The organism is Jiella soli (assembly GCF_020615385.1).
Classification (GTDB): domain Bacteria; phylum Pseudomonadota; class Alphaproteobacteria; order Rhizobiales; family Rhizobiaceae; genus VKMB-3413.
On sequence record NZ_JAJAVB010000002.1, the window covers coordinates 367,122 to 380,174 of the forward strand.

The 13,053-nt window shown below is 65.7% G+C and carries 11 protein-coding genes and 1 pseudogene; all 12 read left to right on the plus strand.

Features of this window, described 5'->3' with window-relative positions; translation table 11 throughout:
- The first annotated feature begins 123 nt into the window (after nt 1-123).
- A pseudogene (locus LH400_RS02065) lies at nt 124-901 on the plus strand (integrase core domain-containing protein).
- Between the two features lie 405 nt (nt 902-1,306).
- Nucleotides 1,307-2,005, plus strand: a complete 699-nt coding sequence (locus LH400_RS02075) for a GntR family transcriptional regulator (RefSeq protein WP_255616763.1) — start codon at nt 1,307-1,309, stop codon at nt 2,003-2,005.
- A 44-nt stretch (nt 2,006-2,049) separates the two neighbouring features.
- Nucleotides 2,050-2,214 (plus strand): hypothetical protein, encoded by a 165-nt coding sequence (locus tag LH400_RS02080; protein WP_229150979.1) that lies wholly within the window; start codon nt 2,050-2,052, stop codon nt 2,212-2,214.
- Between the two features lie 108 nt (nt 2,215-2,322).
- Complete coding sequence (locus LH400_RS02085; protein ID WP_229150980.1) at nt 2,323-3,912, plus strand: ABC transporter substrate-binding protein; 1,590 nt, start codon at nt 2,323-2,325, stop codon at nt 3,910-3,912.
- Nucleotides 3,909-5,063, plus strand: coding sequence for an acetylornithine deacetylase (argE, locus tag LH400_RS02090; protein WP_229150981.1), 1,155 nt, complete (start codon nt 3,909-3,911; stop codon nt 5,061-5,063). Before LH400_RS02085 ends, argE begins: the two co-directional genes overlap by 4 nt.
- Nucleotides 5,060-6,031, plus strand: a complete 972-nt coding sequence (locus tag LH400_RS02095) for an ABC transporter permease (protein WP_229150982.1) — start codon at nt 5,060-5,062, stop codon at nt 6,029-6,031. The genes argE and LH400_RS02095 overlap by 4 nt, the downstream gene beginning before the upstream one ends.
- Entirely contained in the window at nt 6,028-6,921 is an 894-nt protein-coding gene (locus tag LH400_RS02100) for an ABC transporter permease (protein ID WP_229150983.1), read from the plus strand. Before LH400_RS02095 ends, LH400_RS02100 begins: the two co-directional genes overlap by 4 nt.
- On the plus strand, nt 6,918-7,901 hold the full coding sequence (locus tag LH400_RS02105) for an ABC transporter ATP-binding protein (protein ID WP_229150984.1): 984 nt from the start codon (nt 6,918-6,920) through the stop codon (nt 7,899-7,901). Before LH400_RS02100 ends, LH400_RS02105 begins: the two co-directional genes overlap by 4 nt.
- The gene (locus LH400_RS02110) at nt 7,898-8,860 is read left to right on the plus strand and encodes an ABC transporter ATP-binding protein (RefSeq protein ID WP_229150985.1); all 963 of its coding nucleotides are present in this window, start codon (nt 7,898-7,900) and stop codon (nt 8,858-8,860) included. Before LH400_RS02105 ends, LH400_RS02110 begins: the two co-directional genes overlap by 4 nt.
- A complete protein-coding gene (locus LH400_RS02115) occupies nt 8,857-10,293 on the plus strand; it encodes a M20 family metallopeptidase (protein ID WP_229150986.1) in 1,437 nt (478 codons plus the stop codon). The genes LH400_RS02110 and LH400_RS02115 overlap by 4 nt, the downstream gene beginning before the upstream one ends.
- Nucleotides 10,274-11,464 (plus strand): aminotransferase class I/II-fold pyridoxal phosphate-dependent enzyme, encoded by a 1,191-nt coding sequence (locus LH400_RS02120; RefSeq protein ID WP_229150987.1) that lies wholly within the window; start codon nt 10,274-10,276, stop codon nt 11,462-11,464. Before LH400_RS02115 ends, LH400_RS02120 begins: the two co-directional genes overlap by 20 nt.
- A 504-nt stretch (nt 11,465-11,968) precedes the next feature.
- Nucleotides 11,969-13,030: a LacI family DNA-binding transcriptional regulator gene (locus LH400_RS02125; RefSeq protein WP_229150988.1), complete on the plus strand. Its 1,062-nt coding sequence runs from the start codon at nt 11,969-11,971 to the stop codon at nt 13,028-13,030.
- The last annotated feature ends 23 nt before the right edge of the window (nt 13,031-13,053 follow it).

The window sequence follows — 13,053 nt, forward strand, 5'->3', positions numbered from 1 at the left end:
CCCATCCGCAGGATGCTGGCTGGCCCTGACATAGGCAACAGAGGTGGCTCGGCGAATTTGAACAGCGGCCTGAGTGGAATGTCTGCCTGAAGACGGCGAAGATGGCCGTGAACAGGAGAGACGATGAGCAAGAGACCGCGCCGGAACCACAGCCCGGCCTTCAAGGCGGAAGTCGCGCTTGCGGCAGTCGGCGGGGAAAAGACGCTGGCCGAGTTGGCGCAGCAATTCGACGTCCACCCGAACCAGATCACACAATGGCGCTCGCAGCTTTTGGAAGGCGCCGCCGGGGTTTCGGATCGCCGTCTCCGGCCGCGGCCGAGCCGGTTGATGTGAAGACGCTGCATGCGAAGATCGGGGAGTTGACGCTGGCGAACGATGCTTCGCAGAGCCGCGGGTCTCTGCTTCGATAGAGGGCGCGCTCGACAAGGCCGGACTGTTGGCGAGCGCAAAGCGATGATCGATCGCTCGCACGACCTACCGATTTCAGTACAGGCACAGGAATTGGGGATCAGCCGCGGCAGCGTTTATTATGAGCCGCGTCCGGTCAGCGACGCCGATCTCGCGCTGATGCGCCGGATCGACGAACTGCATCTGGAATACCCTTTTGCCGGAAGCCGCGCAGTTCACCAGCATCGACTTCACGAAGGTCCTGCTGGCCGAGGACATCAAGATCAGCATGGACGGCAAGGGCGCCTGGCGCGACAACGTCTTCGTCGAGCGGCTCTGGAAATCGGTCAAATACGAGGAGGTGTATCTGCGGGCCTACGAGACCGCCAGCCATGCACGAGCATCGATCGGCCGATACCTCGACTTTTATAACGGACGACTTCCGCATTCTCGGCTGGGAGGGAAAGCGCCCGACCAGACCTACTTCAACCAGCCGCTTCTGGCAGCGGCGTAAACCCGGCAGACGATCCACTTATCAAGCCGCCGAGGCTGTTCAGACAAACCGAGCCGCCTCTTTCATCAGCCCCGTCCAGTTCGAACGACGGGCCATCGCATGACCAAAACGCTCTTCACTAAAGCGGGGCAAGTCCAGGATCAGTTCGTCGAGGAGGCGACGATTTCGATCCAGCGCATCCAGACCGACCGCAGTTGAGAGTTCTTCGCCAACCCCGTCGGGGAGCGGTTGCGCTCTTGGAGCATCAAGTTCCGGCTAATCCGCCCACGCTCGCCGCACCGGACTCTCGAAAGCCTTCGCCAGACCATCATCGGTCAAATGCGACTGCCTGGGGTGCGAGTCACGACAGATTTGATTATTTGATCATACGATATAGCATCGAGCGACAGCGAGTGGGACAGCACTTTGGATACAGACTCTAGAGGCCCGTACTCTTTCAGACATGTCCGGCGCAGAAAGACCACGCAGGATCTCGTATACGAGCAAATCCGTGATGCGTTGATCGCCGGCACGTTTGAGGCTGGCCGGACGTTCACCATCACCTCGATGGCCACTGAGTTCGGCACCTCGCACATGCCGGTGCGCGAAGCGCTGCGACGCCTGGTGGCCGAACATGCGCTCGAACTCGATTCCACGGGTACCGCGCGTGTGCCCCTGACAACGCCGGAGGGCCTCGATCATCTGTGCGATGCCCGCTGCATCGTCGAGCGCGCGGCGGCGGAACAGGCCTGTTCACGGCTCCACGCGCCCGAACTCGAGGCTCTGGAGGCGGTGGCGCAGACCCATGTGGAGGCTTTGCGACAAGGCGATGCGGTCCGCATGCTTTCGAGCAATTACACATTTCATTTCACGGTCTACCAGGCCTCCGGCAATCCGGTCCTGATCAATCTCGTCCAGAACCTCTGGCTGAGATACGGCCCCTATGTGCGGCTGCTGACGGATCGGATGACCGAGATGCTGAAGCAGGACGAAGCCGGCAGCTACTCGAAGTACCATCTGGAACTCCTGGCTGCGCTCAGCCGGGGTGACGCCGCCGCAGCCGGCCAGGCGATCGTCGACGACATCCACAACAGCCAGCGTCTCCTCCACCGCTTCTTCGACTGAAGCACGAGATTTGCTCGCGGCATCCGCGACGGTTGCGCGGATCGATGACCGCCGCCCTCCTCGACCGATCGCCCACAATCCCTTCTTTTGCGCTGCAGCATCCTGGCGATCCTGCACTGCACAATATTCGTGCATCCATTCCTGCTGAAAATTTCGTGGGCGGACTTGATCATTTTTCGGACCGATGGTCTGATCGTTCGATCAAATGATCAGGCCATCGGTCGTGTTGATGGCTTCAGCGGTCGGGACTTCCGGTTCCGGCAATTCGAGCAAACCGAGCTGGCCCCCGCGAAGTCGGCGACATGGAGTGGACTGCAATGACATTGAGACGCACCAGCTTTCTCGCAGGTCCCGCCTTGGCTGCGCTTCTTGCCGCCGCACCGTCGGTCCAAGCGGCCGAGTTCAAATTCGCCGGGCCATTGGACGCCTACACGCTCGACCCGCACGCCATCTCGAACACCCTCGTGTTCGCCGTCCTGCGCAATGTCTACGAACCGCTCGTCACGCGCGGGAAGGATCTCTCCATCGAGCCGGCGCTCGCCACCGACTGGAAGCAGGTCGAGGACACAGTCTGGGAGTTCAAGCTGCGCGAGGACGTGAAGTTCTCGAACGGCAATGATTTCACCGCCGACGACGTCGTCTTCTCCTTCGAGCGGGCCAAGAAGGGCGGCATGAAGTCCCATCTGTCCGAGGTGGAGTCCATCGAGAAAGTCGACGACCATACCGTCCGCCTGAAGACGAAATCGGTCGACCCGATCCTGCCCAAGCAGATCGTCAACTGGTTCATGATGGACAGCGACTGGGCCGCGGAGAACGGCGCAACGGAACCCGGTCAGGCCGACAATTCGACGGAAAGCTACGCCAATCGCAACGCCATGGGCACCGGATCCTATGTGATCTCCGATCGTGACCCCGGCGTCAAAACCGTCTTTTCCGCCAATCCCGACTGGTGGGGCAAGATGGATGGGAACGTCGACAAGGCGACGTTCTTCGTCATCGCCAATCCTTCGACCCGTGTCTCGGCTCTGATTTCGGGCGAGGTGGACATGATCGATGGCGTCCCGCCCCAGGACGCGAGCCGTATCGAGAGCACCGACGGCCTGCGGATCGAGGCGACGTCCGACCTTCGCACGGTCTATATGCAGCCGGACGTGGCGCGCGACGAACTGATCCATGGCGGCGGCGTCAAGGGCAATCCCTTCAAGGACCCGAAGGTTCGCCAAGCGATGAAACTCGCCATCGACACCGAGGCAATCCAGAAGCGGATCATGCGCGGCTATTCGACCCCGGTCGGGCTGCCGATCGCCAACGAGGTCGAGGGCTCGACGTCCGAACTCAATGCGCCGAACAAGCCGGATCTGGAAAAGGCCAAGCAGTTGATGAAGGAGGCCGGCTACGAGGACGGCTTCGACGTCACGCTCGACTGCACGAACGACCGCTTCATGAACGACGAGGCGACCTGTCTCGCTGTCGGATCCTTTCTGGCGCAGATCGGCATCCGCATCACGCCGCGCGCGCAGGCGACGGCGCGCTGGGCCCAGCAGATCAACCCGCCGGGGTACAACACCTCCTTCACGATGCTGAGCTACTCGCCCTACACCTATGATGCCCACCAGTTCCTGTCGGGCCTTGCTGCAACCCGTGACCCGGCCAATGGACGCGGCGTCTTCAACATCGGCGGCTATTCGGACCCGCGGATCGACAAGCTGACCGACGAGATCGGCTCGGAAAGGGACCCGGAGAAGCGCACGAAGCTTCTGCAAGAAGCCTTTTCGATCCTGAAGGCGAGCGACGCCTACATTCCGATCCACCAGCTGCAGATCCTGTGGGGGGTCCGCAAGGGTGTCGACGTCGTGCAGCAGGCCGATCTTGCCTACCCGCTCAGATGGTTCCAGGTGTCGAAATGACGGCAGACGCCGATTTCGCCCGGCGGCTGGCGGAGCTGATCGCCTTTCCGACTGTCAGCGATGTCTCCAACCTCGATCTCGTCGCACATATCGAGGCGCTGGCGGCGGAACACGGGGCGACCTGCCGTCGCTTCGACGATCCGCAGGGCGGCGCGAAGACCAACCTTGTCGTCACGATCGGGCCCGAGGTGGCCGGCGGCCTGGTTCTGAGCGGGCACACCGACGTGGTGCCCGTCACCGGACAAAGCTGGACCGGCGACCCCTGGGCGATGCGCACCCTGAACCACCGCTTCCTCGGCCGCGGCGCGACGGACATGAAAGGCTTCCTCGCCTGCTGTCTCGCCGCCCTCCCGCATTTCGCCGGGATGGCCTTGAAGCGGCCGATCCACCTCGCCTTCTCCTATGACGAGGAGGTCGGGTGCACCGGTGTCGGGCCGATGGCGGAGTGGCTCGGACAAAACGCCAAGCCGTCTCTCGCGGTCATCGGCGAAGCGACGGAGATGGATCTGGTGACCGCCCACAAGGGCGGCACGATCGGCTGGACCTACGTGACCGGCAAGCCGGCCCATTCCTCGCAGCCCGACAAGGGCGTCAACGCCGTGATGATCGCCGCCGAACTCATCGCCGAGATCAACCGGATCGCCGAGGAGATGCGGTCCGGCCCGACTGTCGAGGGCATCGACCCGCCCTTCTCGACGATCCAGGTCAACCAGATCGAAGGCGGCAGCCACGGCAACATCCTTGCCGAGCACTGCAAGTTCTTCTGGGAAATGCGGCTCGTTCCCGGCGACAGCGTTGAGCGGGTGCTGGGCCGCATGAAGGCCAGGGCGGACATGCTTGAGCCTGCCATGAAGGCGGTGACGTCGGATGCGGGAATCCGGCTCGACATACAATCCCGTATCCCGCCCCTCGGCCCCAGCGGCGACGATGCGCTCGAGGCGCGTCTGCTGGCGCTGCTCGGCCGCACGGCACCAAGGGCCGTGCCCTATGGCACCGAAGCCGGGATTTTTGCGGCGGCCGGCATGCCGGCGGTCGTCATCGGGCCCGGCACGATCGCCGACGCCCATCAGCCGGACGAGAGCATCGCCATCGAGCAGATGGCCGCATGTTCGGATTTCCTCCTGCGGCTCGCAGCCTCCGAAGTCTCATGATCGCCTATGCCTTTGGCCGCATCCTGCAGACGCTGCTGGTGCTTCTGGTCATCAGCTTCATCGCGTTCCTTCTCGTCGCGACGCTCGGCGATCCGCTCGGCCTTCTGCTGCCTCCCGAGGCAAGTCTTGCCGAGCGGCAGGAACTGATCATGCGCCTCGGCTTGAACGAGCCGCTGCCGTCTCGCTTCCTGCATTTCCTCGCGGGCATGCTGCAGGGCGATTTCGGCCTTTCCTACCGCACACAGGAGGGAGTCGGCGCGATGATCGCCGCGCGGCTTCCCGCCACCATCGAACTCGCCTTCGCAAGCCTGCTGGTTACGCTCGCCATCGGGGTGCCGCTGGGTATCCTGTGCGGAGTGCGGCCGAGCAGCCCTCTGGCGAAGAGCGTCATGCTCGTCTCGATCGCCGGCATCACGCTTCCGAACTTCGTCGTCGGCGTGTTGTTGATTGCGGTCTTCTCGGTACAGCTTGGCTGGTTTCCCTCGTTCGGGCGCGGCGAAACCGTCGAACTCGGCGGCTGGACCACCGGCTTGCTGACGCTCTCCGGCTGGCAGGCCATCATTCTTCCGGCCATCACTCTGGCGGCCTTCCAGGTCACCTTCGTCATTCGGATGCTGCGCACGCAGCTCCTCGAGGTCGGGCAGAGCGAGCACATCCGCTTCGCGCGCGCGCGCGGTCTCAGCGAACGGCAGGTCTGGCTTTCCTATGCGATGCGCAACGCCCTTCTGCCAACGATCACCATGCTCGCCCTCCAGCTCGGCAACGTCATCGCCTTTTCGGTGGTCACAGAAGGGGTCTTCGCCTGGCCCGGCCTCGGATCGCTGTTTCTGCAGTCCGTCCAGTCCGCCGACATCCCCGTCATCGCCATTTACCTCATCTTCGTTGGTGCCGTCTTCATGATCATCAATCTCGCCGTCGAGCTCAGCTATCCGCTGCTCGACCCGCGTCTCAGGCGGGGCCGCGCATGAGGGGGCTCGCCGACGCGCTGCGGGGCCAACCGGGGCCGATCGCCGCGGCCGTGATCATCATGCTCCTCGTCGTCTACGCCTTCGTGGTGCCGCTCTTCACCGCCGACCCGTTCTCGATGGCCGGCATGTCGATCCTCGACGCGTTCTCTCCACCGGCCTGGATGGAGGGCGGCGTCGCCGCCATGCCGCTCGGTGCCGACGATCAGGGGCGCAATCTTCTGACCGCCATGGCCTACGGATTGCGCACGTCGATCATGGTGGGAGGCATTTCCGTGGTGATCGGGCTGGGCCTCGGAGGGGCGCTGGGCCTGATTTCGGGTTACGTCGGCGGGCGGACCGACGCGGTGATCATGCGCCTTGCCGATGTGCAGCTCGCCTACCCGGCCTTGCTCCTGGCCATGGTCATCGACGGCATCGCCAATGCGTTGCTCGGTCGCGGCCGCTCGAACGAGGTCGCCATCGCGATCGTCACGATCTCGATCGGCATCGCCTTCTGGGTGCAGTACGCCCGCACCATCCGCTCCAGCGTCATGGTCGAGCGCGACCAGGAATATGTCGCGGCCGCCCGCGTGACCGGACGCTCGAATACGGCGATCCTGGTCAAGCACATCCTGCCGAACGTGATGGCGCCGGTGCTGGTGATCGCCACCATCAATCTCGGCATCGCCGTCATCACCGAAGCGACCTTGAGCTTTCTCGGCATTGGCATCCCGCCGACCTATCCCTCGCTCGGCTCGCTCATCCGCAACGGCAACGCCTTTCTGCAGTCCGGCGAATGGTGGATCTCGGTCTGGCCGTGCCTGGTCCTGGTCCTGCTGGTGATCGCCGTCAACGTGCTCGGCGACCATCTGCGCGACCATTTCAACCCGAAGATCAGGGGGCGCTCGTGACCGATCCTCTGCTTCAGGTGCGCGACCTCAGTGTCGTGCTTGCCCGCGACGGCGCCGACCTGCCGGTGCTCGACCGGGTGTCGTTCGACATCGCCCCCGGCGAGGTCCTCGGCATTGTCGGCGAGAGCGGCGCCGGCAAGTCGATGGCCGGCGCTGCCATCATCGACCTGCTCGCGCCCCCGCTACGCCGCTGCGGCGGCACGATCACGCTCGGCGGCGAGCGCCTCGACCTGCTCACCCGCCGGCAGATGCGACGGGTGCGCGGCAAGCGGATCGGCTTCGTCTTCCAGGATCCGATGACCTCGCTCAATCCGGTTCTCACCATCGGCCGGCAGCTCACCGACACGATGCGCCGTCACCTGCCGCTCAGCCGTAGCGAAGCGCACGAGCGCGCAATCTCCTGGCTGACCCGCACCGGTCTGCCGAACCCGGCCCGCGTCTTCGCTGCGGCGCCGCACGAGCTGTCCGGCGGCCAGCGGCAGCGCGTCGTCATCGCCCTCGCGCTCTGCGCCGAACCCGACCTCGTCATCGCCGACGAGCCGACCACGGCGCTCGATGTCTCGGTCCAGGCGCACATGCTGCAGCTCCTGCGGGACCTTCACGAAGAGACCGGAACGGCGATGATGCTGATCACCCACGATCTCGGCGTGATTGCCAAGATGGCGGACCGCGTGGCGGTCTTCTATGCCGGGCGGCTGATCGAGACCGCAAGGACCGAAAGCCTGATCGCGGCGCCCCTTCACCCCTACACTGCCGGCCTGATGCAGGCGACGCCGGCGCCGGACGCCGAAGGGGTCATGCGCGTCAAGGCGATCCCGGGTTCCATGCCGGGTCTTGGCGCAATCCCGCCAGGCTGCGCCTTTCACCCGCGTTGCGACCGTTCGCGGGATATCTGCCGAGAGTCGCCGCCGCCGCTCGCCAGAGCCGGCGGGCACGAGGCCGCCTGCTATTTTCCGCTGCAGCAGGGGGGCAATCCATGAGCGCGGAAGACGTTCTCATCCTCGACGCGGTGTCGAAAGCCTATGGCGGCCGCGCCTCGATGCTGGAGAAGATGCTCGGACATCGGCCGAAGAGCCTGCAGGCCGTGCGCGAGGTGAGCTTCACGATCCGCAAGGGCGAGGTCATGGGGCTCGTCGGTGAATCCGGCTGCGGCAAGTCCACCATCGCGCGCATCGCGGCCGGCCTGATGGCGCCGACCGGTGGCGCGATCGGCAGAGCTGGCGACACCCGTCAGCAGATGATCTTCCAGGACCCGTTCTCCTCGCTCAATCCGCGCTGGCGCGTTCACGACATCGTCGCCGAGCCGATTCGCACGCACAAGCTGCGGGCGAAGAAGGACGTCAGTGCGCGGGTCGGCGAACTCCTGCGCCAGGTCGGCCTGTCGGAGGCCGACGGCGCAAAGTTCCCGCAGGCCTTCTCGGGCGGCCAGCGCCAGCGCATCTCGATCGCCCGGGCGCTCGCCGGCGAGCCGGACTTTCTTATCCTCGACGAGCCGACCAGCGCCCTCGACGTCTCGGTCCAAGCGCAGATCCTCGATCTCCTTCGCGACCTGCAGGCCCGGCTTCATCTGACGAGCCTGTTCATCACACACAATCTGCCGGTCGTGCGTCTGATGGCCGACCGGATCGGCGTCGTCTACCTGGGGGAACTCGTCGAACTCGCGCCCACGGACGCGATCTTCGAGCATCCGCGCCATCCCTATACGCGGCTCCTGATCGACGCGGCTCCAGATCTCGATGCCGAGGACCGCAGCCTGCATCCGATCCCCGGCGAACTGCCCGATCCGTCGGACCCGCCGTCCGGCTGCGTCTTCCGCACGCGATGCCCCTTCGCGACGGACCTTTGCGCGAAGGAACGTCCGGAGCTTCGCAACACCGGCGCGGGTAAAGTCCGCTGCCACTACGATCTCGACCTCGCGGAGACGGAGATGGCGGCATGAGCCGGGACAACGCCATCGCCAGGGCACAGAAAGGCATTGCCGACGGCAGCTTCGCCAGCGCGCTGGCCCGGCGCGTCGCGATCCAGAGTGCCAGCCGCGTCGCGGAACTGCGGCCCGAACTCGCCCGCTATCTCGACGAGGAGATGATCCCGCTCTTTTCGCGGCTCGGCTTCACGACACGGCTCTTGGAGCATCCGCTGGCACCGGGGCCGTGTCTGCTGGCCGAACGCATCGAAGGGCCCGATCTTCCCACCATCCTGCAATACGGCCATGGCGACGTCGTCGCAGGCCTCGACGGCTGGCACGAAGGGCTCTCCCCCTTCACCCTCACCGAGCGCGACGGGCGCTGGTACGGTCGCGGCACGGCCGACAACAAGGGCCAGCACAGCATCAATCTCGCGGCCATCGAGGCCGTGTTGTCGGAGCGTGGAAAGCTCGGCTTCAACCTCAAATACCTGATCGAGATGGGCGAGGAGTCCGGCTCGCTTGGCCTCAGGGAGATCTGCGCCGAGCATTCCGAAGCGCTGACGGCCGATGTCCTGATCGCCTCCGACGGGCCGCGGCTCGCCCTCGATCGCCCGACGCTCTTCCTCGGCGCGCGGGGCGGCGTCTCGTTCTACATCGAGATCGTCGCGCGCGAAGAGTTCCAGCACTCCGGCAACTGGGGCGGCATCCTCAGCAATCCTGGCGTCGAGCTCGCCCACGCGATCACCCACCTTATCGGCCGCACCGGACAGATCCGCGTCCCGTCGCTGACGCCGGGCGACATTCCTCCGAATGTCAGGACCGCGCTTTCGAAGCTGAAAATCACCCCCCTCGCCGGCGATCCGCAGATCGAGCCGTGGTGGGGCGAGCCTGGCCTGACCACCGAGGAAAAGGTCTTCGGCTGGTCGAGCTTCGAGGTGATGGAGATGGAGTGCGGCAACCTCGCCCAGCCGCTCTACGCCATTCCACCACGGGCTCGTGCCCGACTGCAGCTGCGCTTTCCCGTCGGCGTCGATGTCGAGGCGGTGGTACCGGCGGTACGCAGGACGCTCCGGGACGCCGGCTTCGACCGGGTCGTCGTGCATGAGCCACACGACGCGATCTTCCTGGCGACACGCCTCGATCCAGATCATCCCTGGGTCGGACGGATCGCCGGTTCACTCGAACGAACGGCGAAGGCCGTACCGGCGATCCTGCCCAATCTCGGCGGCTCGCTGCCCAACGACATCTTCGCCCGGGATCTGAAGCTTCCGACCGTCTGGATCCCGCACTCCTATCCCGGCTGCCTGCAGCACGCCCCGAACGAACACCTGCCCATCGATCTCGCCCATGAGGCGCTCGGCCTGATGGCCGGACTCTACTTCGATCTCGGCGCGGACAATCCGGACGCCGAGACCCTCTCATCCCATCGACACGGAACAGCAGACCATGAAGCGACTGGCCATTGACCCCGACACCGCGCTGGCGCACGTGCGAGGTGCGATAGCCGACGTCGAGACCGACAATATCGCCCTGATGGCCGAAAAGGCCGGCTCGATCGGAGACGTGATCCGCCTGTGGTACGGGGAGAGCGACGTGGTGACGCCGGAGCCGATCCGGCGCGCCGCGAAGGAGAGCCTCGACCGCGGCGAGACGTTCTACGTGCCCCAGATGGCCGGCCACCCGGCGCTTGCCGCCGAACTTGCGACCTATCAGTCGGAGCTTCACGGCCTGTCGCTCGGCATCGACCGCTCGACCGTCACGCCGGGTGGCATGCAGGCGGTCCATCTCGCGCTGTCGCTGATGCTCGAGCCGGGCGCGAACGCGGTCTATGTCGAGCCGCAATGGCCGAACATCCGCCACTCGATCCATCTGACCGGCGCCGAGGCCCGTCCCGTCGCGCTCGACCTCGTCGACGGGCGCTGGTCGCTGGATCTGGACCGGCTGTTCGACGCCTGTGACGCCCGCACCCGGGCGATCGTCTTTTCGACGCCGTCGAACCCCTGCGGCTGGTGCGCCAGTCACGACGAGCTGGAAGCGCTGGTCGATTTCTCCCGGCGGACCGGCATCTGGATCGTCAGCGACGAGATGTACAGCCGCCTTGCCCGCACCGGCCGTGCAGCGCCCTCGCTCCTGCAACACGCCGGGGACGAGGACCTCGCGCTCTGCATCAACGGGTTCTCCAAAGCCTGGGCGATGACCGGCTGGCGCGTCGGCTGGCTGAACCATCCGGCCTCCGTCGCCCCGGCCTTCCGGGCCGTGACGCAATACGTCAACAGTGGCACCTCTCCCTTCGTTCAGGCGGGCGCCCTGGCGGCGCTCCAGCACGGGGAGGAATACGCCCTGGCGATGCGCGATCGCTGCATGGCCGGGCTCGATGCTGTCTACGAACGTCTCGGCCGATCGAACTCGATCCGCCTGCCGGAGATGCCGGAGGGCGGCATGTACGCCTTCTTCCCACTCGCCCCCGAGGGAGAGGACGCGCGCCAGGCCTGCCTCGATCTCGTCTCGAAGGCCCGCGTCGGCCTCGCGCCGGGCGGCATGTTCGGAAAAAGCACCATCAACTGCGTGCGCATGTGCGTCGCCCGCGATCCCGAGGTCGTCGCCGAGGCCTGCGACCGGCTCCTCGCCGCCTTGTAGACCCGCCGGGCGGGCCGCGCGACAGCGCGTTTGCGATGTTTGGTGGCGATATGCGCCTGCATAACCCGACCCCTCCCCGGGCGCGAGGTGGCTTAAAGCACGCGGAACGACCGCGATGGCCGCCGTGCAGACCGTCAATTCGGCAGAACCGGACCGAGCTCACCAGTTTTGCGAGCCCAGTCCAAACTCGCGAGATGGCTGAGGAGAACGGTCAACCGGCGCAGCTCCGGAGTCTCGTCCGGTGTGCATGCGCCGGAGGAACGCGGCGAGGCGGCAGGCGCGGCGGCTGAGCCGATCTTCCGCACCTTCGATGCGCGCCCATTCCACCATCCGGAATGCCAGCGCTTGCCAGCCGAGCCGGTCAATCCCAAGCCGGCTGATCGGCGCCGATGCGCAAGGCATTGCGTCGCGCCTGTCCTCCGACTGAGACGGTCCCCATGCGACTTTCCCCGAGGCCGACGTGCGAGTAGGATTGGATCGATCTAACCGAGGGAGACGGCAGGCATGACGCAGGCACAGCCGGGAGATCGGATGAAGCGGCCGACATTGCTGGACGTCGCCGAACATGCCGGCGTCTCCAGGGCGACGGCCTCCCTGGTCGTGAGAAAGAGCCCGCTCGTCTCGGTCAAGACGCGCGAGCGGGTCGAAGCCGCGATGGCCGAACTCGGCTATGTCTACAATGCCGGTGCGGCGCGCATGCGCGCGGCGCGGAGCCGGACCGTCGGCGTCGTCGTCCCGAACCTCACCAATCCGTTTTTCGCCGTGCTCCTTGCCGGCATGGAAGCGGTCTTCGAGACCGAAGGCCTCGCCGTCATCTTCGCCAATTCGAACGAGTCGTTGGCAAAGCAGACCGGATTCCTGACGCGGATGCGCGAACACGGCGCCGACGGTGTCATCGTCTGCCCTTGCGAGGGAACCGATCACCGGCTGGTGGACGACACGGCGCGCTGGGACCTGCCGCTGGTCCAGGCCCTGCGCTACCTGCCGGAGACGGTCACCGACTATGCCGGCATCGATTACCGCGAGGGGATGCGTGACGCGACGGAACGGCTGATCGCGCTCGGCCATCGGCGCATCCTCTTCGTCAGCGGCAATCGCCGGCACTCCGCCCAGCTCGATCGGTTGGAAGGATTCGGCGCCGCGATGCGCGCCCATGACCTCGACGCCGGCAACGTCGCCGAGCTCCCGCTGACGCATGCTGCCGCGCGGCAGGCCGCCCTCGCGATTGCCGCTGCGAAGGACCGGCCAACCGCGGTCATCTGCTTCAACGACGTCGTCGCCCTCGGTCTCCACCGCGGCTTCTTCGACCTCGGCCTGCGGGTGGGCCGCGACGTCTCCCTGGTCGGCTTCGACAATGTCGCTGAGGCCGCCCTCGTCGTTCCCGGCCTCGCCTCCGTCGGCACCATGCCCTTCGAGGTCGGGGAAAACGCCGCCCGGCTGCTTCTGCGCCGGATCGGGGAGCCGGAGGCGCCTGTCGAACGCTGGGTCGCGGCGACCGAATTCGTCATGCGGGAATCTCTCGGCCCGACAGAGCCCGCCCTTGACCGTCAGTCAGCCCTCCTTTAGATCGATCTAAACGGCGCAAGGTC